Raw genomic sequence first — 25206 nt, 5'->3', positions numbered from 1 at the left:
CTCATCTACACAGGCCGGACCGTTTCGGTCAATTGGGCCTTAGCCACACCAGGACTGATTTTTTGCCGATACCGGATGGGCGAGCCCTTCTCGCACGAGTTGATCGGCGAAGGAGACGCCCGAACGCGAAAGCCGTTTGCGTTCCGTGGCTTGCCCGCCCGCAGTCCCGGAAGAGGTCACATCGAAGGCGCCGGCATTCAGCATGTCGCGAAGCCTGACCTTTGCAACGAAACCGCGCTGGCGCTCTTCCATGCAGCGCGCCCGGTCGATCTGCGGAACCTCGATGCCGGCGAGCTGCGTCTTCACGCCCTTCATCCAGAAGGTGTTGCCATCGGCCACGCAATTATTGAGGCCCGAACGGCCGCAGAAGGCAAAGGCGCCGCTTTTTTCACCGAGCGAGATTTTTTCGACCGAAGGACGCGTTTCCGGCAGGATAGCTGCAACCTGGCTCGGCTGCGAGACGGATGGCATGGCGATCGGGCGCGGCGGCACCGGTCCATTGCCGGGCAGAGCCGGCGATGCGGGGCGGATGGATGCGACTTTCTCGGTGGTGACCGCATCGCGCTTGGCGGTTGTCGCGACTTTCGGGGAATTCGTGGCTGAGGATGTCGCCTTCGCAACATGGCGCTGCGGCAGAAGGCTGTCTCGATGTTCGTAAGCCTGAATGCCGCCGGCAACGACGCCCAGCATCAACACCCATGGCCAAACGCTGCCGCCGCTCGATTTCTTCGCCGTGCGGCGTCGTGCTGTCGGTTTTCGGTTGCTCACGATCGGACTCCTTTCAACGGAGCCGCATTATCGGCGAAAGGAGTTTCCGAAAAGTTGGCATTCGCGATCGTTTTCGTTTTTCAGAGAAACGGGAAAACGCTCTAACTCTTTGTTTTCTCGAATTCCCGGATGGGAAACGCTTAAAAGACCTGTGGATAAATTGTCAGCGAACCTGATCGAGCAGGCGTTTGCACTCGAGGAGATCGAACAGGGCTTCCTGCAAAAGCGCCTGATCGTCCTTGCCGATGCTCGACTTGCCGACCGATATTTCGGCATCGCTGTTGCCGCCGCCGAAGCCGAAAAACCGGCCGCTCGGCTTGGCCTTCGGACGGCCGACGACCTCGTCCCCATCGGTATCGATGACACGCGGCTCCGCGACTTCCTTTTCCCCGCTCGCCGCCATGATGGCTTCCATGGTCGCGAGATCACCGGAGGCGATTGCCGCCACGAAGCGGTTACCATTGGCTTTCAGGAGCTTCTGCACGCCCTTGATGGTGTAGCCATGGTCATAAAGAAGGTGACGGATGCCCTTCAGAAGATCGATATCGTCAGGGCGGTAATAACGGCGGCCCCCGCCCCGTTTCATCGGCTTGATCTGCGGAAAGCGCGTTTCCCAGAAACGCAGCACATGCTGCGGCAGGTTCAGCCCATCCGCCACTTCACTGATCGTCCGAAACGCGTCGGGGCTTTTATCCAAATTTCCACCCCCATCCGAACCGGAGCAACATGCATCCGGCCGGACACTGAACGAGAACGCTTTTCACCCGCCGGTCAAACACCACGCTAAGTCGGTTACGACCCCGCGCCGACGCCGTTGCGGCGAGATACAAATCACTAAAATTGATTATGATGTGAGTCGACCGGATTTCAACGGCTTGCACGTTGAAATTCAAGTATGTTCACAAGAAGAATGGGGAAAAGGGCTTGCGATATGGCAAAAAAGGCGTGTCGCTGCGACCTTGAGTGAGGGATTACGCCCCCGCCTTCTGGCCCTTCTGCTTGGCCTTGCGGGCCGTATGGGCCTTCAAAATGCGCTGCTTCAGCACATTGGAGGCCTTGAAGGTCATGACGCGGCGCGGCGAAATCGGAACTTCCTCACCCGTTTTCGGGTTGCGGCCGATGCGCTCGTTCTTTTCCCTGATCTGGAAAGTTGCGAAGGACGAAAGCTTGACGACCTCGCCGCGGGTGATCGCGTTGCAAATCTCGTCGATGATCGTTTCGACCAGTTCGGCGGATTCGGTGCGGGACAGCCCGACTTTACGAAACACAGATTCTGCAAGATCTGCGCGTGTCACTGTCTTCCCGGCCATTTTTCCCCACAAACCGTGTCTGAATTTTTCTCTAGGAGCCGCCGAGATTATTTCCCTTGTGGCGACCGGTCAAGGGATTGTTCCAGATTCATTTGAGGCTTTCGGCAATCAGTGCAAGGGCTTAGACTGACTGATACGGTTTTGACACAGGCTCGGGTCGCCCGGGCGCTTCTGACCGGGGCGTGAGCGCGAAAATCACAACCGATTTCGCCCCGGCGCCCCGGCAAACGCGCAAATCACGCCCTTACCAGCGCAGCAGCACCGCACCCCAGGTGAAGCCGCCGCCCATGGCCTCCAGCATGACAAGATCGCCCTTCTTGATGCGTCCGTCGCCGGCCGCAACGGCAAGCGCCAGCGGAATGGAGGCGGCCGAGGTATTGCCGTGCTGATCGACGGTGATGACGACCTTTTCCGGGTCGATGTTAAGCTTCTTCGCCGATCCGTCGATGATGCGCTTGTTGGCCTGGTGCGGAACCAGCCAGTCGAGGTCATCAGACGTCGTGCCCGTCGCCTCAAAGGCCTGTTCGATCACGTCGGTGATCATGCCGACGGCGTGCTTGAACACTTCCCGGCCTTCCATGCGCAGATGACCAACGGTACCTGTCGTGGAAGGTCCGCCATCGACATAGAGCTTTTCCTTGTGCGAACCGTCGGAACGCAGCTGCGCGGTCAGAACGCCGCGATCGGCGGAGGTACCCTCGCCTTCGCCGGCTTCAAGAATCAGCGCGCCGGCGCCATCGCCGAAGAGAACGCAGGTGGTGCGGTCCTTCCAGTCGAGAATGCGCGAGAAGGTTTCGGAACCGATCACCAGGACGCGCTTGGCCATGCCGCCGCGAATATAGAGGTCGGCGGTCGATACGGCATAAACGAAGCCGGAACAGACGGCCTGCATGTCGAAGGCGAAGCCGTGGGTCATGCCAAGACGGTTCTGGATGTTCACCGCCGTTGCCGGAAAAGTGTTATCAGGGGTCGAGGTGGCCAGAATGATGAGGTCGATATCATCAGGTGTCAGGCCGGCATTGTCGAGCGCGGCACGCGCAGCAGCTTCGCCGAGGGACGCGGTGGTTTCACCTTCGCCGGCGATATAGCGCTGCTTGATGCCCGTGCGCTGCACGATCCATTCGTCTGATGTCTCGACGACACCTTCGATTTCGCTGTTGGTCATGACACGCTTCGGAAGCGCTGCCCCGAAACCACGAACTATAGAGCGGATCATTCCCTTATTCCTCGTCAGCCACGAGAGCTTCGGGCGCCGGGGGCGGAAGCCGTCTTGCGTGGTAAATCTTCAGATCATTTTCAATCTTGGCCGTCAGGCCGTTGTGAACCATGTCGTAACCGACATCGACAGCCGACGCAAAACCAACGGCGTCCGTACCCCCGTGGCTCTTGATGACAATGCCGTTCAGGCCCAGAAACACGCCGCCATTGACCTTGCGCGGGTCCATTTTTTCCCGAAGCACATCAAAGGCGCTTTTCGCCAGGACATAACCGATCTTGGCGAAGAAGCTGCGTGAGATCGCCTCACGCAGAAGCGTGGTGATCTGGCGCGCCGTGCCTTCTGCGGCTTTGAGCGCAATGTTGCCGGTGAAACCTTCCGTCACCACCACATCCACCGTACCCTTGCCGATATCATCGCCTTCGACGAAACCGCGATAGTCGATGGTGCCGAGATCGGCCTCACGGATAAGCCGTCCGGCCTCACGTACCTCTTCCTGGCCCTTGACTTCCTCGACACCGACATTGAGCAGGCCGACGGTAGGGCGGTCGATATCGAAAAGCGCGCGCGCCATGGCGCCGCCCATCAGGGCAAAATCCAGAAGCTGCTGGGAATCGGCGCCGATCGTCGCACCGATGTCGAGCACGATGCTTTCGCCCTTCAGCGTCGGCCAGATGCCGGCAATCGCCGGTCGTTCCACCCGCGCCATGGTGCGCAAACAGAATTTGGCCATGGCCATCAGCGCGCCGGTATTGCCGGCGGAAACGGCGACATCCGCCTCGCCGAGCTTCACCGCCTCGATGGCGCGCCACATGCTGGAAACATAGCGGCCACGGCGCAGCGCCTGGCTCGGTTTCTCGTCCATGCTGACCGAGACTTCACAATCGTGAAAGACCGACTTTTCCCGAAGTGCGGGATATTGTGCCAGAATGGGGTCGCATTTGCTCTTCTGCCCGTAGAGCAGAAAAGTTACATCGTTGTGCCGTTCAAGCGCCTTGGCGGCACCGGGTATGGCAACATCTGGGCCGAAATCGCCACCCATGACGTCAATTGCAATTCTGATCACTCGTCCCTTATCCTTACTTGCCGCCAATCAAGCGGATTTTGCGCGAAAATACCTTTTCCGGCTCTTGTTACAATAAAATTATTTCAGCCCGGCTGGGCCATTCAGTCTTTTTTCCAATCTTTCAGCACGGCAAAGGGCGATGGGCGCTTTTCTTCTTCGGGCTCTTTTTCAGCCGCTTCGGCAAATTCCGCATCCGCTTTGCGCGGATAAGGATCAATCGCAAGCGCGGCAAATTCGGCAACCACGGCGCCGACATCAATGCTGTCGCCGGTGAACTGGTCGGGAATATCGGGGCCATCAGGATCGAGCACGATCTCGCCTTCCTCATTGGTCACCATCCGCGCCAGTTTCGATCCTTCCGGAACGAAAATCTGTTCCACCGTCTCGTCGATCTTGCTCGAGACCGGCTCCAGCGTGACGATGCAGGATTGGGTCACAGCCGCATGCACCTCACCCTTGATCTTCACGCCATCCTTCTTCCAGCGGGAAACCTGCAGCTCCGCCTTCAGATATTCGACGGAAACCACATCCCAGAATTTCGCCAGCGCCTTCAGTTCCTCGGCACTGGCTTCGAGACCAATCCTGACGGGATTGGCGGAAATATGGCCTACCTTTACGGGATAGGAAAAAGGCAGGTCGTCATTTGCGGCGTGTCGCGCGTTCATCGTGAACCTCATCGTAAAGGCAAGGGCAGCGTCAGGCTTCCGGTTGCTATTGTCTCTTCGGACTGGGCGGCAAGGGCTGCGGATGCTTCCATCATCCAGCCCGCCAACCCCTCCATATCAGGGGCCTTGTCGTCTACCTGCGGATATATATTGCGCCGGAGCGCTGCGGCAAGAGCGGGGCGGTCGGAAGCATCCAGCGCCGCCGCGTAGGATTCGAGCCGCCCATAAAACATACCGGCGAATTTCTTCATGCGTTTCGGCACGCCCTGGTCACCGATTCCCAGCTCACGGATGGAATGATCGATATCTTGAAAAAAGGCGTCGACGATCTCCTGGGCGATTTCCTGCCCGCTGACACCTGATGATTTGGTGCGGCGGAAATAGAGAATCATGATCGCCGAGAGCATCTCGAAACGGCCCATGACCGTGTCGGGCACACCGAGGTCAAGATAAAATCCGGGCGTGCGGGCGGCAGCCGTCAAGGTCGCATATTGCCGGTCAACTATGGCGCGATTGTTGTTTTTCTTCTTGAACAGCCCGAATATCATCTTTTTTTTCCGAACCGGACGGGTGAATTCGCTTACCGCCCATCGCACTTGTTGCATGATTGTCAAAGCTGGTTTACCGAAGCATCCACGAATTGCAATGCTGTCACGGTCACGTTCGTCTTTGGGCTGAAACAGTCGAAGAGAACCGGAGGAGTTCCAAAAGGCCGGGAAAGCATTGAATTTGGGGGGTGATCGGGATTTTCCGTCCCCGGATTGACACAATCATGTGCACAGACACTGTGCACCACGCAATGCCGGAAGGTGCCATTCATGATCGCAGTCGGGGAAAAGCAGTTGAGCAAGCAGAAATCCGCAAGTCACGGCAAAATTCTGAGCAAGACCGCCATCGCAATCGTGCTCGCATCCGGCCTGCTTTCCGCCTGCAGCAGCACAACCGATGTGTTCCATAACGGCTATGTCATGGACGAGCAGTCGCTCCAGCTGATCCCTGAGGGTTCCAGCCGTGAGCAGGTTCTGCTGACCATGGGCACGCCCTCCACGACGGCGACCTTCGGCAACGAGGTTTTCTATTACATCTCGCAGAAGCGCGTGCGCCGCGCGGCCTTCATGAAGCCGGCGCTGGTCGAACAGAACATTCTTGCGATCTATTTCAACAAGGACGGCGTCATCGAGCGCAAGGCCAACTACACGCTGCAGGACGGCAAGGTCTTCGACACGATTTCGCGCACCACGCCGACCGGCGGCAAGGACCTCACCTTCCTGCAGCAGCTGCTCTCCGGCGGCACCTCCGGCGCGAACATCGCCAAGAGCATTCTCGGTCAGGGCAACAACACCCCCTGACCTCGGCAGGAACGGAAAAATCAAAGGCCCGGGGATCGCTCCCCGGGCCTTTTTCATTTGTCGGAACCTTAGCTCTCAGTGGGCAAGAACAGCAAGCAGCAGCAGCGCCACGATATTGGTGATCTTGATCGCCGGGTTGACGGCGGGACCGGCGGGGTCCTTGTAGGGGTCGCCGACCGTGTCACCGGTCACAGACGCCTTGTGGGCGTCCGAACCCTTGACGTGGCGCACGCCATCCTTGTCGATGAAACCGTCCTCGAAGCTCTTTTTGGCGTTGTCCCATGCACCGCCACCTGAGGTCATGGAAATCGCCACGAAGAGGCCGTTGATGATGACGCCGAGCAGCGATGCGCCAAGTGCCGCGAAGGCCGACGCCTTGGAGCCCGAAATCAGCAGCACGCCGAAATAAACGACGAGCGGCGCCAGAACCGGCAGGAGCGACGGGATGACCATTTCCTTGATCGCCGCGCGTGTCAGCAGGTCCACGGCCCTGCCATAATCAGGCTTTTCCGTCCCAGCCATGATGCCCGGTTTTTCGCGGAACTGGCGGCGCACTTCCTCGACAATCGAGCTTGCCGCCTTGCCCACCGCCGTCATGGCGATGCCGCCGAAGAGATAGGGGATGAGGCCGCCGAACAGCAGGCCGGCAACCACATAAGGGTTGGCGAGGCTGAAGGAAATCTCGCCTATATCCTTGAAGTAGGGATAAGTATCGCCATTGGCGGCGAAATAGGACAGGTCGTTGGAATAGGCCGCAAACAGCACCAGCGCGCCGAGACCGGCCGAACCGATGGCGTAACCCTTGGTGACGGCCTTGGTGGTGTTGCCGACGGCATCCAGCGCATCCGTCGCCTTGCGCACGTCAGGATCGAGACCGGCCATTTCAGCGATACCACCGGCATTATCAGTCACCGGGCCGAAGGCGTCGAGCGCCACGATCATGCCCGCGAGACCAAGCATGGCGGTGACCGCGATGCCCGTGCCGAACAGGCCGGCCAACTGATAGGTTCCGATAATGCCGCCAACGATGACGAGAGCCGGCAGCGCCGTCGATTCCAGCGAGACCGCAAGGCCCTGAATGACGTTGGTACCGTGACCGGTGACCGATGCCTGCGCGATGGAATTGACCGGGCGCTTGTTGGTGCCGGTATAATATTCGGTGATGACGACAATCAGCGCCGTCACGACGAGGCCGACCAATCCGCAGAAAAAGAGGTTGGTGCCGGTGATCTCCATTCCGGCCACCGTGCCCACCACTCCCCAGCCAACCGTTCCATGAGTAGCGACCGCAAGACCGGCAACTGAGAACACACCGGTGGCGATGAGCCCTTTGTAGAGCGCGCCCATGATGGAATTGTTAGTGCCGAGCTTGACGAAGAAGGTGCCGGCAATCGAGGTCAGGATACACGCGCCGCAAATCGCCAGCGGATAGACCATGGCGCTTTCCAGTATCGGCGTTCCCGCAAAAAAGATTGCGGCAAGAACCATGGTCGCGACGACAGAGACGGCATAGGTCTCGAAGAGGTCTGCCGCCATGCCGGCGCAGTCGCCGACGTTGTCGCCGACATTGTCGGCGATCGTTGCCGGGTTGCGCGGGTCGTCCTCGGGAATGCCGGCCTCGACCTTGCCTACGAGATCGCCGCCGACATCCGCACCCTTGGTGAAGATGCCGCCGCCGAGACGGGCGAAGATGGAAATCAGCGATGCGCCGAAACCGAGGGACACCAGCGCATCGATCACTTCACGCGATCCGGCCGGATGGCCCATCACCGAGGTCAGGATGTAATAATAGATGGAGACGCCGAGCAGCGCGAGACCTGCGACCAGCATGCCGGTGATGGCGCCCGACTTGAAGGCGATATCGAGACCGGCGGAAAGGCTGTGGGACGCCGCCTGCGCGGTGCGCAGATTGGCGCGCACCGACACATGCATGCCGACGAAACCGGCCGCGCCCGAAAGCACCGCGCCGATGAGGAAGCCGATGGCCGCCATGGCCGATAGCAGATACCAGGCAAGAACAGCGACGATCAATCCGACGACGGCGATGGTGAGATATTGACGGGTGAGATAAGCCTGCGCACCTTCACGGATAAAACCTGCTATTTCACGCATACGCTCGTTGCCCTGATCGGCATCGAGAACGCTCTTGGTCGTCCACACCGCGTAAACCACGGACAGGATCCCACATAAAATTACTATGGGTATTACGGTCATGCGCACTTACCTCCCAAAAGGCCGGGTCTCACTCCCTCCCCGGCGCGGCGAAACCTTGTGCAGGGAGATGCGGACGGCCTGTCCCAAATCCCGTCTTGGGCATTTGTTCCCCTCCCAAGGAAAAATGTCCTCGGAGCGGAGATTGCGTTGGCGCAAGGTGCCGCGTCAAGCCCACAAATTTGCCTGAAACTTGAAAGGCGTAGAGAGCAGCGCAGAACTCAGGCGGCTTTTTTTTGCTTCGTGAGGATGAGCGACAGGACGAGCAGGAGGCAAAGCCCGGCAACCGGCCAGATGACGAGGTTCATCACCGACCAGCCCCAGGCCGTAAACACCTTGCCGGAAGAGAAGGACGACAACGCCACCGTGCCGAAGAGCACGATATCATGGAAGCCCTGCACCTTGTCCGCCTCATGCGGGCGGTAGCTTGACGTGATGATGGCGGTTGCACCGATGAAACCGAAATTCCAGCCGAGGCCAAGCAGAATGAGCGCCGCCCAGAAATTCCACAGCTCTATGCCCATATGGGCGACAATGGCGCAGGCCATCAGCACGATGAGGCCGGACGCAACGATTTTTTCCGCACCGAATCGGGAAATCAGCATGCCGGTGAAGAAGCTCGGGCCGAACATGGCCAGCACATGCCACTGGATGCCGAGCGTGGCGAGTTCGGTCGGGAAACCGCAGCCGATCACCATGGCAAGCGGTGCGCCCGTCATCATGAAGGTCATCAACGCATAAGAGCCGATACCGCAGATCATGCCGGTGACGAAACGCTGCGTGCGGACAATCTCCGAAAGCGGCCTTACCGATTCGACATGGGCGGTGGCAGCCTTGGGGTCGGGCAATTTCAGAAACGCCAGAATGGCAATCGAAACGAGGCCGAGCGGAACGAGGGCCAGAAAAGCGCCGGCAAAGGTAACCGGCGCAAGCAAATCCTTGCCGAAGATGGCGAGTTGCGGCCCGACGATGGCGGAAATAATGCCGCCAGCCAGAATCCAGGAGATCGCCTTCGGCTTGTAGAAGGATGGCGAAGCATCGGCTGCGGCGAAGCGGATTTTCTGCGTGAAACCGCCGGAAATGCCAATCAGCAGCAGGCCGACGGCAAACAGCCAGAAATCCGACCGGAAGAGCGCCACCGCAGCAATGCCGCCGCCGATGGAGCACATCAGCGCGCCGACCATGAAGCCTGCCTTGCGGCCAAGAAAGCGGGAGGCGGCCGCCACGCAGATCGCGCCGAGCGCGACACCGATATTAAAGCCGGTGAGCGGCGCGGTCGCCAGTGACTTGTCCGCACCGAGCAGCTGATAACCGGCAAGCGCGCCGACCGAAAAGCTCAAGGGCGCGGCCGATCCCATGATCGCCTGCGCCATGGTGAGAAGGAAGACGTTGCGCTTCGCCTCGTCCAGTTGAACTTCAAGTCCGGGGACGGAAACTGCGCTCATCTCTTCCTCACCTGTTTTACTTCAGCGTTTTGCCTCGCCGCGCACCTGTTTGGCAATGCGGTCCAGAACCGCATTCACCAGCTTGGGCTCGTCATGCTCGAAGAAAGCACGGGCGATTTCAACATATTCCGTGACGATGACGGCGACCGGCACGTCCTTGCGCTCGAGAATCTCGAAAGCGCCGGCACGCAGGATGGCGCGCACGGTGGCATCGAGACGCGACAGCGGCCAGTCTTCCAGAAGGGCGGAGCGCACCAGCGGGTCGATCTTCGTCTGATCGCGCACCACGCCGGCGACGATCGAACGGAACCACGAAGGGTCAGCCTTCAGGTAGGTATCGCCATCGACTTCCTGGCCGAGACGATGCGCCTCATATTCGGCGACGACTTCCATCACGCCGGTTCCGCCGACATCCATCTGGTAAAGCGCCTGCACGGCCGCAAGGCGGGCCGCGCCGCGCTGGTTGGCGGGCTTTACCGAAGGCTGGCGCGGTTCGCCGCCATTATCAACATTCGACATGCGTTCAGCCACCCAGTTTTTTCTTCAGCTTGATCATGGTCAGCGCCGCGCGGGCGGCGAAACCGCCCTTGTCCTTGTCGGAACGGCGTACCCGCGCCCAGGCCTGCTCGTCATTCTCGACGGTGAGGATGCCGTTGCCGATCGGCAGCGATTCGCTGACCGCGAGGTCCATCAGCGCGCGGGAGGATTCGTTGGCGACGATGTCGAAGTGGTAGGTCTCACCGCGAATGACCATGCCAAGCGCGACAAAACCGTCATATTCGGTGCCGTCATTGTCTGCACCGTCAAGCGCCATGGCGATGGCGGCAGGGATTTCCAGCGCGCCGGGAACGGTGATGACGTCATAGGTGGCGCCGGCTTCATCGAGTGCGAATTTCGCGCCTTCGAGAAGAGCATCGGCCATATCGTCGTAAAAACGTGCTTCCACGATAAGAAGATGAGGTTTGGACATGTGAGGGTTCCTGGGGATTTTCCCGAAAAGCTTAACGCCGGATCATACCGGCTTTTGCGGCGGTCAAACCACGGCTGACTGTTTTTGGCAAGTAATTTCATATGTCAGTGGCGCAAGGGACCGCTTCTGCAGGGCATTTGGCCGGGTTTTGCACCTCCCGGCGCGGCTTCCCGAGAATCAGGTTTTCTGGAAGGCCAGATGGACGCCGAGCCCCATCAGCACCGTTCCGGCAGCGCGGCGGACAAGCACCTGAACCGCGCTGGAACGCTTCAAACGCCCGACCATCGCTCCTGCCAGAAGCACGCCGACCAGATCTGCCGAGGAAAAAATGAAATTGACGGCGATGCCGAGGATCAGCAATTGCAGCCAGACCGGAAAGGCTGCTGCCGGATCGACGAATTGCGGCAGAAAGGCCAGAAAGAACAGCGCGGTCTTCGGATTGAGCACATCGACGATGATGCTGTCGATAAAGGCGCGGCGCGCCGACTTCGGCTCGATGGTCAGATTGACCGCCTCACCTTCAAGCTTGCTGCGCAGCATCGAAAAACCGAGCCATACGAGATAAAGCGCGCCGCAGAGCTTCACGGCGAGATAGAGCCAGGGAACGGCCTGAAACAGCACCGAAAGCCCCGCCGCAGAGGCAAAAATGTGGAAATAGCAGCCGACATGGATGCCAAGCACCGCCATCAGCCCGGCAAACCGGCCGCGCGCCATGGTCTGCGCCGCCGCATAAAGCATGGCCGGACCGGGGATGTAGGCGAACAAAGCGGTGGTTACAAAAAAGGCTGTCAGCAGTTCAAAAGACGGCATGATGTATGTCTCCTACCCCCGTTTGGATGAAAACGGCTGAAGAGATGTCTTATAGTGTTTTGAGCTTCATCGGAAGCAAGGCAGCGACCATTATGCGATTTGGCGTACTCGTCGCTTCCGTTCCGTCATGCCGGCTTTGAGTCGGAATGACGGGAGGAGGAGGCGTCAGCGGGCACAATAACCCGCCGAGTCACCTTTTCGGTTTACGCCGACGGAAATTCCGCAAGCCTTGCGGCATAACGCGCCATGGTGTCGACCTCGAAATTGACGAAATCGCCCGGCTGACGTTCGCCCCAGGTGGTGACGGTGAGCGTATGGCGGATCAGCAGAACGTCAAAATCCGTGCCTTCGACGGCGTTGACGGTCAGCGAGGTGCCATCGAGCGCAATGGAACCCTTAGGCGCCACAAATTTCGCCAGATGCTCCGGGGCGCGCAGGCGGATACGCACCGCCTCACCTTCCGGTTCGACAGCCAATATTTCCGCCTTGCCGTCGACATGGCCGGAGACGATGTGGCCGCCAAGCTCGTCGCCGATCTTGAGCGCCCGCTCGAGATTGACGTGAGTACCCTTCTGCCAGCTGGCGATCGTCGTCAGGCGCAGCGCCTCTTCCCAGGCCTCGACTTCGTACCAGCGCTCGTTGCTGCCATCATCAGGCAGCCTCGTCACCGTCAGGCACACGCCGCCATGGGAGATGGACGCACCCATATCGATGGTCTTGGGATCGTAATTCGTCGCCACCCGCAGACGAATGCCTTCAGCCAGGGCTTCCAGCTCGGAAACGGTTCCGACGTCGGTGACAATTCCGGTAAACATCAAATCGGCCTTTCATAATCGAAGCAGCGATCCGGCCCATAGGCGGTTTCGCTGATCAGCGCATAATCGCCCGTGATATCGGCACGGTTGAGCGGCGTTTCAATCCCGCCTTCACCGATCACAACCGGGCTTTCGAACAGCATGATACGGTCCACCAGCCCGGCTTCAAGGAATGATTTTGCGGCAAAGGCGCCGCCTTCGACCAGAAGTTCCGACATGCCGCTTTCGGCGAGGATGTGGAGGAGGTTTTCGAGCGTGGAGGCTTCGAGGATCTGGACGCCGGCGTCGGTGAGTTGTTGGCGTCGGCGATCGGGGTTACCCCCCTCTGCCCTGCCGGGCATCTCCCCCTCAAGGGGGGAGATCGGCAAGGGGCTGTCCGCTCGCTCAAATCGCGCCTTCGGTTCACCCTCTCTGCCCGTCGATGCAGGGGGAAGCGGCGCTCCATCGATCTCCCACCTTGAGGGGGAGATGCCCGGCAGGGCAGAGGGGGGTATCGCCGCGACAATCACCGGAACCTCCCGCGCCGTCTTCACCAGCTTCGACGTCAAAGGCAACTCAAACTGCCGATCCAGCACGATCCGCACCGGCGAACGCTGCTCCAAACCGGCAATGCGCACCGTCAGTTCCGGATCATCCGCAATAGCGGTACGAATACCAACGAGAATGCAATCGCAGCGCGCGCGGAGTTCATGCACGGCATGGCGCGACTCGCGACCGGTAATCGCAATCTGCCCCTCGCCTTCTCTGCCAATCATGCCGTCGGCGGAAATTGCAAGCTTCAGAATCACATGCGGGCGTTTTTTCATCTGGCGTGTGAGGTAACCGGCAAGCGCGCGCTGGCCCTCGGCGCGCAGCAGTCCGGTTTCCACCACGATACCGGCGTCGCGCAATATCGTATAACCACGGCCGGAAACCCGCTCATCCGGATCATCAACCGCCACCACGACACGGGCAACGCCGTATTCCACCAGCGCATTGGCGCAGGGCGGGGTCTTGCCCCAATGGGAACAGGGTTCGAGCGTTACATAGGCGGTGGCGCCACGGGCCGCCTCGCCGGCGATTTCCAGCGCCTGCCGTTCGGCATGGGGACGACCGCCCACGGCGGTGACCGCTTCAGCGATGATTTTTCCGTCTTTTACGAGAACGCAGCCGACCGAGGGGTTGGTCAGCGTCTGCCCCTGGTGGCGAAGCGAAACCTCGATGGCCCGCGCCATGAATCTTTCGTCATCGGCACGGCTCGTCACGTCTATGCTCCACCGTCCGTATCACGGGCGATCTTGGCGTTGATTTCGGCGATCACGTTCTCGAAATCCTCGGCATGGCTGAAATCGCGATAAACCGAGGCGTAACGCACGAAGGCCACATCATCGAGGCTTTTCAGCGCTTCCAGAACCTGCAGGCCGATTTCTTCCGAGGGAATTTCCGTCTCGCCGGAACTTTCCAGACGGCGGGCGATGCCGGAGACGGCCCGCTCGATCCGGTCGCGGTCAACCGGGCGCTTGCGCAGCGCGATCTCGAAGGATCGCACCAGCTTTTCCCGGTCAAAGGGCAGCTTGCGGCCGCTTTTCTTGATGACCATCAGCTCGCGCAGTTGCACGCGCTCATAGGTGGTGAAGCGGCCGCCGCAATCGGGGCAGATGCGCCGCCGGCGGATGGAGGTATTGTCCTCCGCCGGACGCGAGTCCTTGACCTGTGTGTCTTCGGAACCGCAAAATGGGCAGCGCATCTCTTTACGTCCTTACATGTACGGATACATCGGGAAACGGTCCGTCAGGCCGACGACCTTTTCGCGCACCGCAGCTTCAACAGCAGCGTTGCCCTCATCCGAGTTGGCGACCTTCAGACCATCGAGAACCTCGACGATCAGCTTGCCGATTTCGCGGAATTCCGCTTCCTTGAAACCGCGCGTCGTGCCGGCCGGCGTGCCGAGACGCACACCCGAGGTGACGAAAGGCTTTTCCGGATCGAAAGGAATGCCGTTCTTGTTGCAGGTGACGTAGGCGCGACCGAGAGCTGCTTCAGCACGCTTGCCGGTGGCGTTCTTCTTGCGAAGGTCCACCAGCATCAGGTGGTTGTCGGTGCCGCCGGAGACGACGTCCAGACCACCTTCAATCAGCGTTTCGGCAAGCGCCTTGGCGTTCTTGACGACCTGTGCGGCGTAATCCTTGAATTCCGGCTGCAAAGCTTCACCGAAGGCAACTGCCTTTGCGGCGATGACGTGCATCAGCGGACCGCCCTGCAGGCCGGGGAAAACGGCGGAGTTGAACTTCTTGGCCAGATCCTCGTCATTGGTGAGGATCATGCCGCCACGCGGGCCGCGCAACGACTTGTGCGTCGTCGTGGTGGCAACGTGGCAATGCGGGAACGGCGACGGATGCTGGCCACCGGCAACGAGACCAGCGATGTGGGCCATATCGACCATCAGATAGGCGCCGACTTCATCGGCGATCTCGCGGAAGCGCTTCCAGTCCCAGATACGGGAATAGGCGGTGCCGCCGGCAAGGATAAGCTTCGGCCGGGGTTCCTTGGCCTTGCGCTCCACCTCGTCCATGTCGAGCAGGTTGTCGCCTTCGCGCACGCCGTAAGACACGACGTTGAACCACTTGCCGGACATGTTGACCGGCGAACCGTGCGTCAGATGGCCTCCGGAGTTCAGGTCGAGACCCATGAAGGTGTCGCCCGGCTGGAGCAGCGCGAGGAATACGGCCTGGTTCATCTGCGAACCGGAATTTGGCTGGACGTTGGCGAAGTTGACGCCGAACAGCTTCTTGGCGCGCTCGATGGCAAGCTCTTCAGCAATGTCTACGAACTGGCAGCCGCCGTAATAACGCTTGCCCGGATAACCTTCGGCATATTTGTTGGTCATGATCGAACCCTGCGCTTCAAGCACAGCGCGGGAAACGATGTTTTCCGAGGCGATCAGTTCGATCTCGTGGCGCTGGCGACCCAGTTCCTTCTCGATCGCGCCGAAAATATCCGGATCGACTTCGGCAAGCGGACGGGAGAAGAAAGCATCTGTGTTCGACATGGTGAAGGCTCCTGAAACAGTAATGCGATGGCGTCTTAGCGCCCTGCCCGAACAAGAGCAATACGGGCAGCGAGATTTGCCCGTCAAACTGCGACGTTGCGACAAAAAACGGCAGCTGTTTTTTCAAAACCAGCAGCGAAAATGAAAAAAGCCGCACCCGACGGGGTGCGGCCTTTCACTTAAATATAAAAACCTGATGGCAGCGCCGGATCAGTTGCGCGGCAACAGGTCGTCGTCGACAGGTCCAGCCGGCTGTTCGATGCCGGTGGTGGTGTTGAGCGCCAGTTCGGCGTTGCCGTCCTTTTCATAGATGTCGTCGCGGAACTGCACCACGCCGTCCTTCGCCGACCATGCGGTGATGTAGACGAAATAGACAGGCACTTCCTGCGCCAGCTTGATCGGCGTGTTGACGCGGGTGGCGATGACGCGTTCCATTTCCTGACGCGACCAGCCGGGCGTGTCGCGCAGCAGCCAGCTTGTGAGGTCGCGCACGTTCTGTACGCGCACGCAGCCGGACGATTCGAACCGCATCAGCTTGTTGAACAGACCCTGCTGCGGCGTGTCGTGCATATATTCGTTGTTCGGATTGTGGAAGTTGATCTTCGTCGAGGACATGGCGTTGATCTTGCCGGGGTCCTGGCGGAACATCAGGTTCGGTGCCTTTGGCGCAAACCAGTCGACCGCCGTCGGCGAAACTTCCTGTCCCTTGCCGTCGATGAGGCGGATGTTGTTCCGCTCCAGATAGGTCGGGTCCTTCTGCATCAGCGGCACGATGTCCTTTTCGACGATCGAGCGCGGCGCTGTCCAGTAAGGGTTGAGGATGACCTCGTAAATCTTGGAATTGATGACGTGCGTCGGGCGGCTGGCGCGACCGACGACGGCGGTGTTGCGCAGGACGACGCGCTCATTCTCAACCGCCTCGATGGCAGCGGCCGGAATGTTCACCATCAGGTGACGCTGGCCGAGATCGCCGGACATGGACTGAATGCGCACGAGGTTGGTCTGCAACTGCGCCAGACGGATCTGCGCGGAAACATTGAGCGCCTTCGTGGTATATTCGCCGCTGACACCGTCAGCCGGAAGGCCATGACGGGCCTGGAAACGCTTCAGTGCGCCATCAACGTAAGAGTCAAAGGCACTGGAAATGCCGGCTTCGCGCGGCAGATCGCCGGATACCATCAGTCGCTGGCGCAGCGCCTGTACGGAAGGATCGGAGACGCCGATCTGGAGGCGCTGCTGGGACGCAGGCACTTCCGGCCAGCCGCCATTCTGCACGATCTGCTGATATTGCATGATCGCCTGCTGCATATAGACAGGTGCTTCGCGTCCGAGAACCGGATTGTTTGAAACGACACCCACGGCCGAACGCGATGAATTGGCGTCGAACTGGTCATCCCAGTTGCCGCGGCGCGAAGAGCCCATGAGATCGTTAAGCGCGTTCTGCGCAAAGGCCGGCGCGGCAAGTGCTGCAGCACCAACGGAAACGGCCGAACGCAGAAGCGCGCGGCGCGATACGGAATCGGAAACGGATTTCTTTGTCATTCTACCTACCAGCCACTCTCTTCGGCATCCTCAACGATGCCTAAATCAATATGATTAACAAACACGTACAACGTGTCTGCCGGCCGGTAATGCTCGATACGCCATGATCTTGGCGCTGGTGTCTGGCACAGCAGTCGAGGCTTGCCACGACAGCAGGAGAAACCGCCGGCTCCTATGCCTTTGCGCCTCCCATATCAATATGGCCGATTCGTGTCACGGTCCTCTTCTCACGAAGCTGTGTTCGCCTGCAAAACAGGGCGAAGGCCGGATGAAGGGGCGGACTTGACAGGTAAAATGCGTGGCGGGTGACCTGCGGAATCCGCAAGCCGGGAGCAAAGGATGCCCCCGGCTTAAACAGTGAAACCGTCGCGGTATTACAGGCGGTAAGCGATCGAGTCGTTCCAGAAGCGATCAAGGCGCTGCAGCAGCTTGTTCATTTCGGAGAACTCGCCGGTGCCGATGCCGCCGACCTTTTCGATCGAACCGACGTGGCGTTCATAAAGGCGGGCAACCGTTTCGGCGATTTCCTGGCCCTTTTCCGTCAGGCTGATGCGGACCGAGCGGCGGTCGACACGCGAGCGCTGGTGGTTGATGAGACCGAGGTCGACCAGCTTCTTGACGTTATAGGAGACGTTCGAGCCGAGGTAATAACCACGCGAACGAAGCTCGCCGGCCGTCAGTTCGGAATTGCCGATGTTGAACAGCAGCAGGGCCTGAACGGCGTTGACGTCATCACGACCCTGACGGTCGAACTCGTCCTTGATGACATCGAGGAGGCGGCGGTGGAGACGTTCCACCAGGTGCAGCGACTCCATGTAGAGCGAGCGGATGGTATCTTCATGTGCATCGGCAACAACGGCCTGGGGCTTAACTTTGCTATTGATCATGACTGCCTCACTGTTTTGTTTGGCGGTGTGTTTGTTTGTCTCCCGCCTTGAGTGAGAACCTAATCAATGCGCATAAAATTCTACTTAAAAGCTACGATTAACAAATGGTTACATGCATTTTCCCCAGCGGGCCGAATCTGTGGCGAAGCGGGAATGGGTCTTAGTCATCCGTTATAATTCAATGACTTAACGATAAAATTCGGCCGGAAAACGGGGCGAATTGCTTTATTATTATGGTAAATCAATTCTTGCGCGCTCTTCATTCTGGCGCTGATCCAGCCAGAAAGCGACCAGGAATAGTATATAAATGGTTGCCACGAGACCGTGCATCACGGGCACAAGCGTGTTGGCACCGAAGATATGTGGCCAAACCTTATACATGGCGATCTGCGCGCCCGCGCCCATGACCCACATGACGGCACCCCAGGAGGCGCCGAGCCAGAGACCCAGCGCCGCAACCGGGAAAATAACCGCCAGCGCACTGCCCGCCACGCGCCAGGGCAGGTTCAGCATATCGAAGCGCCCATGGCCGCCAAGCGAATAGCCCGTCAGCATCGCCCAATATTGCAGGCCGAACCAGAAACAGGAAACCGCAACCAGTCTCTTGAAGACCAGAAAGAGGATTTCGGCAAGCGGACGCTTCGGCAGAGGTTGAGAATCAGGTTCCATGGCCGGAAGATACGGTCTCGATGGGCGGGCGACCAGTCCATATTGAATTCCGCCATCTGCCTTGTCAAAGCATGATCGCCGACGCCGTGCCTCAATGAGGGAAGATTGTCGCATTCGCATGGCCCACGCTTCATGATATGCAGCTTTCGAAATTTGACCGAAGGACATTCTGACATGCAGGACAAAACGCATCTGGTCGACGAGATCACCGGCCATCGCCGCATGCGGCGCAATCGCAAGGCGGATTGGACGCGCCGTCTGGTTCAGGAAAACCACCTGACCGTTGACGACCTCATCTGGCCGGTATTCATCGTGCCGGGCAGCAATATTCTCGAGCCCATTCCCGCCATGCCCGGCGTCAACCGCATGAGCGTCGACCGGCTGGTGGAAGCGGCAAAGGAAGCCGCCGATCTCGGCATTCCCGCCATCGCGACCTTCCCGAATATCGAGATGGAGTTGCGGGACGAGACCGGCTCGAACGCGCTCGAAGCAAACAATCTCATCAATCAGGCAACTATCGCGGTCAAAAAAGCCGTGCCAAATATCGGCATGATTACTGATGTCGCGCTCGATCCCTTCACCAGCCACGGGCATGACGGCATTCTGCGCGGCGACGAGATCGTCAATGACGAAACGGTCGAACAGGTTGTCAAGGCGGCCATCCTGCAGGCGGATGCCGGTTCGGACATTATCTCACCGTCGGAGATGATGGATGGGCGCATCGGCGCCATCCGCCGGGGGCTCGACGCCGCCGGACACCAGAATGTCGGCATCATGTCCTATGCGACGAAATTTTCCTCCGGCTATTATGGCCCCTATCGCGAGGCCATCTCCACCGCCGGCCTGCTGAAGGGTGACAAGGCGAGCTATTACATCAGCCCAGCCAACGGCATGGAGGCGATCCGCGACGCAGCACTCGACGTTGAGGAAGGCGCCGACATGCTGATGGTCAAACCCGGCCTGCCCTATCTCGACATCTGCTGGCGGCTGAAGGAGAATTTCGGCCTGCCGACCTTCGCCTATCAGGTGTCCGGCGAATATACCCAGATCAAGGCTGCGGCCATGAATGGCTGGATCGACGGCGAGCGGGTGATGATGGAAACGCTTCTCTGTTTCAAGCGCGCGGGCTGCGATGGCGTTCTCACCTATTTCGCCATGGAGGCCGCACGCAAACTGGCAAAGGGCTGAGGCCGGCGCTTATTGTATTCGGTCGTTTTCTTCCCATATTGTCTGCTGACACGGCACTCATGCCGCGCTGTCATACCCTCTCAGGAGAAAACGACCGATGAGCCTCGACCAGAACCCCACCTATGCCGCACCGGATGACTGGCGCGCCTATAGCGGCGTCCTGAGCCGGCGCGTCTTCGCGTTCGTGATCGATTACGCGATCGTTCTGCTTCTGTGCATCCCGGCCGCGGTCATCGTCTTCTTTCTCGGCGTGATCACGCTTGGCCTGGGATTCTTCCTTTACCCGGCGCTGTTCGTCATCGTTGCCGTGCTTTATTTCGGCATGACGCTTGGCGGCCCGTCGCAGGCCACTCCCGGCATGCGGGCGATGGGGATCGCGATGGCGCGCATGGACGGGCGGCGAATCGATTTCCTGCTGTCGACGGTGCATATCGTGCTTTTCTGGGTCATCAACTCGGTTTTGACGCCGCTGATCCTGCTTGCAGGCCTGTTTACCGAGCGCTCGCGCCTCGTTCATGACTTCCTGCTCGGCACCGTTATCGTCAGAACGCGCTGATATCGATGAAAGCCACGGAAACGTGGCTTTCATCGCGTCAAATACCTCATCCCGCAGTTGACGTTTTCCGTCATTTTGCCATTCTGTGACATTATGCATGTCGCTTGAAGCGCCGCCGCCAACCCCGTGAAATCGCGGCACGCTTTCATAACAGACGCAGGAGGCGATCACGGTTCGATGAACACGCAGGCGACGCCCTCTCCTCAATTCTATCTTACGGCGCCGGCCACCTGCCCCTATCTGCCGAACCAGATGGAGCGGAAGGTCTTCACCCATCTGGTCGGCCCGCGCGCTTCGGAAATGAACGATCTTCTGACCCAGGGCGGTTTCAGGCGCTCGCAGAACATCGCCTATCGCCCGGCCTGCGAAAACTGCCGCGCCTGCGTCTCCGTACGCATCCTCACCGAACAGTTCCAGCCGACGAAATCGATGCGGCGTGTACTTGCCGCCAACCGGGATGTCGTGGCGACAGTGCACGCCGCCGAGCCCTCCACCGAACAATTCGCGCTGTTTCGCCGTTATCTCGACCACCGCCACCAGTCCGGCGGCATGTCCGACATGTCGGCGCTAGACTACGCGATCATGGTGGAAGACACGCATGTCAACACCCGCATCATCGAATACCGCGTGCGCGAACCCGGCTCCGGCATCGATTCCAGCAAGCGCGGCGAACTTCTGGCGGTGGCGCTCAGCGACGTGATGAGCGACGGTCTGTCGATGGTCTATTCCTTCTTCAATCCCGATCTCGAAAAACGCTCGCTCGGCACTTTCATGATCATCGATCACATCACCCGCACGCGCGCGCTCGGCCTGCCGCATGTCTATCTCGGCTACTGGGTCGATGGTTCGGAAAAGATGGGGTACAAGACCCGCTATCATCCGCAGGAGCATCTGACGCCGCGTGGGTGGGAGGTTTACCATCCCGAAGGAGAATAATGGGTTCGCCAAGTCCTGAAGCACATGTTCGGCTTGGACAGCAAAACAAAGGCGGGAAAGACGCCCCCAGACAATCTCCGAGGACGTCTTTCAGATATTACCCACCAAATTTCCCGCTGCGCGGAAAGCCCTTCGGCACGGTGCGGCCAACGGTGGCGCGGTCGGCCAGCCATTCGCGCAGTTCCTCACCGACCTTGGGGAACAGACGCCCGGCCGTGTCGGACCAGCTCAGACCCTCGGCGAGCGCGAAGCATTTCACATCGACAACGCCGCCATCCTTGTAGCGCTGCAGGCGCACGCCCTTACCGCGTGACATTTCCGGCACCTGCGACAGCGGGAAGGCCAGAAGCTTGCGGTTCTCGCCGACCACGGCGACATGATCGCCCGTTACCGGAACCGCGAGCTTCGCTTCATCAGGCATGGAGACATTCATGATCTGCTTGCCCTTGCGGGTATTGGCGACCATTTCGCTCTCGGGCACGATGAAGCCATTACCGGCGGTGGAGACGAGCAGCAGCTTGCGCGACGGATCATGCACGAAGGCGGTCAGGATGTCCTGATCGTTCTCCATATCGACCATGATGCGGATCGGCTCGCCATGACCGCGCCCCCCCGGCAGCTTGTCAGCGCCGAGCGTATAGGCCTTGCCGCCTGTCGTCAGCAGCAGCAGCTTGTCGGTCGTCTGCGCCGGGAAGGCGATCTTGGGTCCGTCGCCTTCCTTGAAGGTCAGGGCCGACGTATCGGACATGTGTCCCTTCAGCGCCCTGATCCAACCCTTCTGCGAGATGACGATGGTGACCGGTTCCTTCTCGATCATCGCCTGCTGGATGGCCTCGATATCGGCATCCGGGGCATCCGCGAACTGCGTGCGGCGACGGCCGATCTCGGTAGCCTTGGCATACTTCTTTTTGACCTCGCCGATTTCCCAGGCGACGGTCTGCCACTGCTTCTCATCGGAGGCGAGCAGCGACTCGATTTCGGCCTTCTCGCTGCTGAGTTCATCGAATTCCTTGCGGATTTCGAATTCCTCGAGCTTGCGCAGATTACGCAGCCGCATGTTGAGGATGGCTTCGGCCTGATTGTCGGTGAGCGACCACTTCGCCATCATCACCTGTTTCGGCTCGTCTTCCTCACGGATGATGCGGATCCCCTCGTCGAGATTGAGATAGGCCACCAGCAGGCCGCCGAGAATCTCGAGCCTGCGGTCGATGGCGGCGAGACGGTGGCGGGAGCGGCGGACCAGCACGTCCTTGCGGTGCGCAAGCCACTCGCTCAGCACCTCGTTCAACGCCATCACCTTCGGCACCTTGCCGAGCGACAGCACGTTCATGTTGAGCGGCAGGCGGCTTTCAAGGTCGGAGAGGCGGAACAGCGATTCCATCAACAGCGTCGCATCGACGGTGCGGCTCTTCGGCACCAGCACGATGCGCACGTCTTCGGCGGATTCGTCTCTGACATCCTCGAGCAGCGGCAGTTTGCGTGCGAGCAGCAGCTCGGCGATCTTTTCGATCAGCCGCGATTTCTGCACCTGGAACGGTATTTCGGTGATGACGATCTGATAGCCGCCACGTCCGAGGTCTTCCGTTTCCCATTTTGCGCGCACGCGGAAACCACCGCGCCCGGTCTTATAGGCATCGAGAATATTCTCGCGGCTTTCGATGATCACGCCACCGGTCGGCAGGTCAGGGCCGGGAATGAATTCCACCAGCTTTTCAACCGTCGCATCGGGATTCTTGATGAGATGGAGCGCCGCATCGCAAAGTTCATGGGCGTTGTGCGGCGGGATCGATGTCGCCATGCCGACGGCGATGCCTGAGGCACCGTTGGCAAGCAGATTGGGGAAGGCGCCCGGCAGGACAACCGGCTCTTCGTCTTCCTCATTATAGGTGGCGCGGAAATCCACCGCATCCTCGCCGATGCCTTCCAGCAGCAGCGCCGCCACATCGGTCATACGCGCTTCGGTGTAACGATAGGCGGCGGCGCCGTCGCCATCGATATTGCCGAAATTGCCCTGCCCGTCGACAATCGGATAACGCTGCGAGAAATCCTGCGCGAGGCGCACCAGCGCATCGTAGACCGACTGGTCGCCATGCGGGTGGAATTTACCGATCACGTCGCCGACGATACGGGCGCATTTCTTGAAGGCCGAGTTGGGGCGGATGCCCATTTCGCTCATGGCGTGGATGATGCGGCGGTGAACCGGCTTCAGGCCGTCGCGCACATCCGGCAGCGCACGATGCATGATCGTGGACAAGGCGTAAGCGAGGTAGCGCTCTTCAAGCGCCGCCTTCAAATCGACCGGATGAATGTTATCGTCTCCGCCGGACGGAGGTACAAGATTTTTTCCCATGGTGCTTGACTAGCGGAAATGCCGATTCCCGGCAAGAAATTCAGGGGTGTGCCCTGTGGATGAAAGCACCCCTTTCATGCGATTTTTTGTTAACCGCGTTGCAAATGCCGCAATGCCGCCGTCATGGGAATCGATCTAAATCCTATAGACCTTTGAATAATCGCGAATATAAGTATCACCATTCGAATTCGGACACGGTGCACAGCCGTACGTTGAGGGAAGAAACATCATGAGACTGAAATCCACCCGGCAGGTTCTTTTCGCGAGCGCCGCGCTTCTTACGCTTTCGGCACCGGCTTTCGCGCTGGATGGCGGGGATGTGCTGAAGAAAATCAACGCAGCCTATGCCGCGCAGGGAGGCGAGATCGCCGCCGGTTCCGTCGCCGTCAACGGCACGACGGTGACGCTGAACAGCGTGACCTTCAACTCCGTCGCCGATCCTGCCAAGAAGATCCCCGTTGGCAATGTGTCGCTCGAAGGCGTCGAGGAAAACAACGGCGGCTACAAGATCAAGAACGCCCGTTTCGATAATATCGACTACAAGCAGGACAAGGTTGAGATCAAGGCGAGCGACATCTACATGTCCGGCCTCGTCATTCCGGGCGATGCGACCACCGGCACCGTCGACGCCCTGATGTTCTACGATGAAGCCCATAGCGGTCCGATTTCCGTTTCCGTCGACGGAAAGCCGGCTTTCTCGCTTGAGGAAAGCAGCGCGACGATGTCCGTCAGCGACGACAAGAACTCGATCGGTTTCGAACTCGACGCCTCCGGCTTCAAGGCCGATCTCAGCGAAGCCACCGATCCGGCCACCAAGGACGCGATTGAAAAGCTCAATCTGCAGGCGCTTTCCGGCAACATGACCATGAGCGGCAGCTGGGAAGTTGCCTCCGGCACCGTCGACGTCGAGGAATACGCCATCGACCTCGACAATGTCGGTCGTCTCAACATGTCGTTCGGTTTCTCCGGCTACACGCTCGACTTCATCAAGTCGATGCAGGAGACGGTAAAGGCGCAAGCCGCCAATCCGAACAAGGAACAGGCGGACCAGGCAGCAAGCCTCGCCATGCTCGGCCTGATGCAGCAGCTTTCCTTCATCAACGCCGAAATCAGCTTCGAAGACGCCAGCATCACCAAGCGCGCCATCGACTATGCGGCAAGCCAGCAGGGCATGACGAGCGACCAGCTTGCCCAGACCATCAAGGGCATGGCGCCGATCATGATGGCTTCGCTCAACGTTCCGGAGCTGCAGAACATGGTGTCGGCGGCCATCAACGCCTATATCGACAATCCGAAGAACCTCTCGATCACGGCAGAGCCGGAAAAGCCGGTTCCTTTCCCGATGATCATGGGCGCCGCAATGGGCGCGCCGAACACCCTGCCGAAAATGCTCGGCGTCACGGTGACGGCAAACGAATAAAACCA

Annotated in this window: 25 protein-coding genes; 5 read left to right on the top strand and 20 right to left on the bottom strand. The window is 59.5% G+C overall.

What is annotated here, in order from left to right:
- Positions 1 to 39: 39 nt before the first annotated feature.
- The 7 genes from ASB65_RS11915 to ASB65_RS11885 form a co-directional block, all read right to left on the bottom strand.
- Positions 40 to 768 (bottom strand): thermonuclease family protein, encoded by a 729-nt coding sequence (locus ASB65_RS11915; RefSeq protein WP_060724068.1) that lies wholly within the window; start codon positions 766 to 768, stop codon positions 40 to 42.
- A gap of 163 nt (positions 769 to 931) precedes the next feature.
- On the bottom strand, positions 932 to 1465 hold the full coding sequence (locus ASB65_RS11910; RefSeq protein WP_060724067.1) for a MerR family transcriptional regulator: 534 nt from the start codon (positions 1463 to 1465) through the stop codon (positions 932 to 934).
- Between the two features lie 274 nt (positions 1466 to 1739).
- Complete coding sequence (locus ASB65_RS11905; RefSeq protein WP_003502236.1) at positions 1740 to 2078, bottom strand: integration host factor subunit alpha; 339 nt, start codon at positions 2076 to 2078, stop codon at positions 1740 to 1742.
- A gap of 244 nt (positions 2079 to 2322) precedes the next feature.
- A complete protein-coding gene (locus ASB65_RS11900; RefSeq protein ID WP_003502235.1) occupies positions 2323 to 3294 on the bottom strand; it encodes a beta-ketoacyl-ACP synthase III in 972 nt (323 codons plus the stop codon).
- Between the two features lie 4 nt (positions 3295 to 3298).
- Complete coding sequence (gene plsX / locus ASB65_RS11895) at positions 3299 to 4360, bottom strand: phosphate acyltransferase PlsX (RefSeq protein WP_026363445.1); 1062 nt, start codon at positions 4358 to 4360, stop codon at positions 3299 to 3301.
- A 101-nt stretch (positions 4361 to 4461) separates the two neighbouring features.
- Positions 4462 to 5025 carry a YceD family protein gene (locus tag ASB65_RS11890; protein ID WP_003502233.1) on the bottom strand — a complete coding sequence of 188 codons (564 nt, stop codon included), beginning with the start codon at positions 5023 to 5025 and terminating at the stop codon, positions 4462 to 4464.
- An 8-nt stretch (positions 5026 to 5033) separates the two neighbouring features.
- On the bottom strand, positions 5034 to 5573 hold the full coding sequence (locus tag ASB65_RS11885) for a ubiquinol-cytochrome C chaperone family protein (protein WP_060724066.1): 540 nt from the start codon (positions 5571 to 5573) through the stop codon (positions 5034 to 5036).
- 270 nt (positions 5574 to 5843) lie between these two features.
- Between ASB65_RS11885 and ASB65_RS11880 the strand changes: the two genes are divergently transcribed.
- Positions 5844 to 6374 carry an outer membrane protein assembly factor BamE gene (locus ASB65_RS11880; protein WP_003502231.1) on the top strand — a complete coding sequence of 177 codons (531 nt, stop codon included), beginning with the start codon at positions 5844 to 5846 and terminating at the stop codon, positions 6372 to 6374.
- Positions 6375 to 6449: 75 nt separating this feature from the next.
- On the opposite strand, the gene ASB65_RS11875 is transcribed toward ASB65_RS11880, so the two are convergent.
- From ASB65_RS11875 to ASB65_RS11820, 12 genes are all read right to left on the bottom strand, one after another.
- Positions 6450 to 8588, bottom strand: a complete 2139-nt coding sequence (locus ASB65_RS11875) for a sodium-translocating pyrophosphatase (RefSeq protein WP_060724065.1) — start codon at positions 8586 to 8588, stop codon at positions 6450 to 6452.
- A 218-nt stretch (positions 8589 to 8806) separates the two neighbouring features.
- Positions 8807 to 10030 carry an MFS transporter gene (locus ASB65_RS11870; RefSeq protein WP_003502229.1) on the bottom strand — a complete coding sequence of 408 codons (1224 nt, stop codon included), beginning with the start codon at positions 10028 to 10030 and terminating at the stop codon, positions 8807 to 8809.
- Positions 10031 to 10051: 21 nt separating this feature from the next.
- Positions 10052 to 10549, bottom strand: coding sequence for a transcription antitermination factor NusB (gene nusB / locus ASB65_RS11865; protein ID WP_031233928.1), 498 nt, complete (start codon positions 10547 to 10549; stop codon positions 10052 to 10054).
- 4 nt (positions 10550 to 10553) lie between these two features.
- On the bottom strand, positions 10554 to 11000 hold the full coding sequence (ribH, locus tag ASB65_RS11860; RefSeq protein ID WP_003502225.1) for a 6,7-dimethyl-8-ribityllumazine synthase: 447 nt from the start codon (positions 10998 to 11000) through the stop codon (positions 10554 to 10556).
- A gap of 177 nt (positions 11001 to 11177) precedes the next feature.
- On the bottom strand, positions 11178 to 11810 hold the full coding sequence (locus ASB65_RS11855; protein WP_020810359.1) for a LysE family translocator: 633 nt from the start codon (positions 11808 to 11810) through the stop codon (positions 11178 to 11180).
- Positions 11811 to 12013: 203 nt separating this feature from the next.
- Positions 12014 to 12625, bottom strand: a complete 612-nt coding sequence (locus tag ASB65_RS11850) for a riboflavin synthase (protein ID WP_003502222.1) — start codon at positions 12623 to 12625, stop codon at positions 12014 to 12016.
- Entirely contained in the window at positions 12625 to 13869 is a 1245-nt protein-coding gene (ribD, locus tag ASB65_RS11845) for a bifunctional diaminohydroxyphosphoribosylaminopyrimidine deaminase/5-amino-6-(5-phosphoribosylamino)uracil reductase RibD (RefSeq protein ID WP_060724064.1), read from the bottom strand. Before ribD ends, ASB65_RS11850 begins: the two co-directional genes overlap by 1 nt.
- A gap of 2 nt (positions 13870 to 13871) precedes the next feature.
- Entirely contained in the window at positions 13872 to 14351 is a 480-nt protein-coding gene (gene nrdR, locus ASB65_RS11840) for a transcriptional regulator NrdR (protein ID WP_003502218.1), read from the bottom strand.
- Between the two features lie 12 nt (positions 14352 to 14363).
- The gene (glyA, locus tag ASB65_RS11835; RefSeq protein ID WP_060724063.1) at positions 14364 to 15653 is read right to left on the bottom strand and encodes a serine hydroxymethyltransferase; all 1290 of its coding nucleotides are present in this window, start codon (positions 15651 to 15653) and stop codon (positions 14364 to 14366) included.
- Positions 15654 to 15863: 210 nt separating this feature from the next.
- The gene (locus tag ASB65_RS11830) at positions 15864 to 17195 is read right to left on the bottom strand and encodes a L,D-transpeptidase family protein (RefSeq protein WP_003502206.1); all 1332 of its coding nucleotides are present in this window, start codon (positions 17193 to 17195) and stop codon (positions 15864 to 15866) included.
- 374 nt (positions 17196 to 17569) lie between these two features.
- Positions 17570 to 18079, bottom strand: a complete 510-nt coding sequence (gene ldtR / locus ASB65_RS11825; protein WP_026363448.1) for a transcriptional regulator LdtR — start codon at positions 18077 to 18079, stop codon at positions 17570 to 17572.
- A 234-nt stretch (positions 18080 to 18313) separates the two neighbouring features.
- Entirely contained in the window at positions 18314 to 18751 is a 438-nt protein-coding gene (locus ASB65_RS11820; protein ID WP_060724062.1) for a DUF6163 family protein, read from the bottom strand.
- 174 nt (positions 18752 to 18925) lie between these two features.
- Here ASB65_RS11820 and hemB point away from each other — a divergent pair, with 174 nt between their 5' ends.
- The 3 genes from hemB (at position 18926) to ASB65_RS11805 (ending at position 21431) form a co-directional block, all read left to right on the top strand.
- A complete protein-coding gene (gene hemB / locus ASB65_RS11815) occupies positions 18926 to 19939 on the top strand; it encodes a porphobilinogen synthase (protein ID WP_060724195.1) in 1014 nt (337 codons plus the stop codon).
- A 97-nt stretch (positions 19940 to 20036) separates the two neighbouring features.
- Positions 20037 to 20495, top strand: coding sequence for an RDD family protein (locus tag ASB65_RS11810; protein WP_003502200.1), 459 nt, complete (start codon positions 20037 to 20039; stop codon positions 20493 to 20495).
- A 177-nt stretch (positions 20496 to 20672) separates the two neighbouring features.
- The gene (locus ASB65_RS11805; RefSeq protein WP_003502198.1) at positions 20673 to 21431 is read left to right on the top strand and encodes an arginyltransferase; all 759 of its coding nucleotides are present in this window, start codon (positions 20673 to 20675) and stop codon (positions 21429 to 21431) included.
- A 97-nt stretch (positions 21432 to 21528) separates the two neighbouring features.
- Here the strand turns inward: ASB65_RS11805 and parC are convergent, their stop codons facing one another.
- Positions 21529 to 23781 carry a DNA topoisomerase IV subunit A gene (parC, locus tag ASB65_RS11800; RefSeq protein ID WP_060724061.1) on the bottom strand — a complete coding sequence of 751 codons (2253 nt, stop codon included), beginning with the start codon at positions 23779 to 23781 and terminating at the stop codon, positions 21529 to 21531.
- 229 nt (positions 23782 to 24010) lie between these two features.
- On the opposite strand from parC, the gene ASB65_RS11795 reads away from it, so the two are divergent.
- Entirely contained in the window at positions 24011 to 25201 is a 1191-nt protein-coding gene (locus tag ASB65_RS11795) for a hypothetical protein (RefSeq protein ID WP_060724060.1), read from the top strand.
- Positions 25202 to 25206 lie beyond the last annotated feature (5 nt).

This window comes from Agrobacterium tumefaciens str. B6 (genome assembly GCF_001541315.1).
In the GTDB taxonomy this organism is placed as follows: domain Bacteria; phylum Pseudomonadota; class Alphaproteobacteria; order Rhizobiales; family Rhizobiaceae; genus Agrobacterium; species Agrobacterium radiobacter.
Note: the sequence above shows the minus strand (reverse complement) of the source record. Positions and strands in the feature narration are given on the sequence as shown.

What these genes read in the sequence shown, in the direction of transcription:
- ASB65_RS11905 (WP_003502236.1), bottom strand. Translation starts at nt 2,078, where the DNA reads ATGGCCGGGAAGACAGTGACACGCGCAGATCTTGCAGAATCTGTGTTT.
- ASB65_RS11900 (WP_003502235.1), bottom strand. Translation starts at nt 3,294, where the DNA reads ATGATCCGCTCTATAGTTCGTGGTTTCGGGGCAGCGCTTCCGAAGCGT.
- ASB65_RS11890 (WP_003502233.1), bottom strand. Translation starts at nt 5,025, where the DNA reads ATGAACGCGCGACACGCCGCAAATGACGACCTGCCTTTTTCCTATCCC.
- ASB65_RS11885 (WP_060724066.1), bottom strand. Translation starts at nt 5,573, where the DNA reads ATGATATTCGGGCTGTTCAAGAAGAAAAACAACAATCGCGCCATAGTT.
- ASB65_RS11880 (WP_003502231.1), top strand. Translation starts at nt 5,844, where the DNA reads ATGATCGCAGTCGGGGAAAAGCAGTTGAGCAAGCAGAAATCCGCAAGT.
- ASB65_RS11875 (WP_060724065.1), bottom strand. Translation starts at nt 8,588, where the DNA reads ATGACCGTAATACCCATAGTAATTTTATGTGGGATCCTGTCCGTGGTT.
- ASB65_RS11870 (WP_003502229.1), bottom strand. Translation starts at nt 10,030, where the DNA reads ATGAGCGCAGTTTCCGTCCCCGGACTTGAAGTTCAACTGGACGAGGCG.
- nusB (WP_031233928.1), bottom strand. Translation starts at nt 10,549, where the DNA reads ATGTCGAATGTTGATAATGGCGGCGAACCGCGCCAGCCTTCGGTAAAG.
- ribH (WP_003502225.1), bottom strand. Translation starts at nt 11,000, where the DNA reads ATGTCCAAACCTCATCTTCTTATCGTGGAAGCACGTTTTTACGACGAT.
- ASB65_RS11855 (WP_020810359.1), bottom strand. Translation starts at nt 11,810, where the DNA reads ATGCCGTCTTTTGAACTGCTGACAGCCTTTTTTGTAACCACCGCTTTG.
- ASB65_RS11850 (WP_003502222.1), bottom strand. Translation starts at nt 12,625, where the DNA reads ATGTTTACCGGAATTGTCACCGACGTCGGAACCGTTTCCGAGCTGGAA.
- nrdR (WP_003502218.1), bottom strand. Translation starts at nt 14,351, where the DNA reads ATGCGCTGCCCATTTTGCGGTTCCGAAGACACACAGGTCAAGGACTCG.
- glyA (WP_060724063.1), bottom strand. Translation starts at nt 15,653, where the DNA reads ATGTCGAACACAGATGCTTTCTTCTCCCGTCCGCTTGCCGAAGTCGAT.
- ASB65_RS11830 (WP_003502206.1), bottom strand. Translation starts at nt 17,195, where the DNA reads ATGACAAAGAAATCCGTTTCCGATTCCGTATCGCGCCGCGCGCTTCTG.
- ASB65_RS11820 (WP_060724062.1), bottom strand. Translation starts at nt 18,751, where the DNA reads ATGGAACCTGATTCTCAACCTCTGCCGAAGCGTCCGCTTGCCGAAATC.
- hemB (WP_060724195.1), top strand. Translation starts at nt 18,926, where the DNA reads ATGCAGGACAAAACGCATCTGGTCGACGAGATCACCGGCCATCGCCGC.
- ASB65_RS11810 (WP_003502200.1), top strand. Translation starts at nt 20,037, where the DNA reads ATGAGCCTCGACCAGAACCCCACCTATGCCGCACCGGATGACTGGCGC.
- ASB65_RS11805 (WP_003502198.1), top strand. Translation starts at nt 20,673, where the DNA reads ATGAACACGCAGGCGACGCCCTCTCCTCAATTCTATCTTACGGCGCCG.
- parC (WP_060724061.1), bottom strand. Translation starts at nt 23,781, where the DNA reads ATGGGAAAAAATCTTGTACCTCCGTCCGGCGGAGACGATAACATTCAT.
- ASB65_RS11795 (WP_060724060.1), top strand. Translation starts at nt 24,011, where the DNA reads ATGAGACTGAAATCCACCCGGCAGGTTCTTTTCGCGAGCGCCGCGCTT.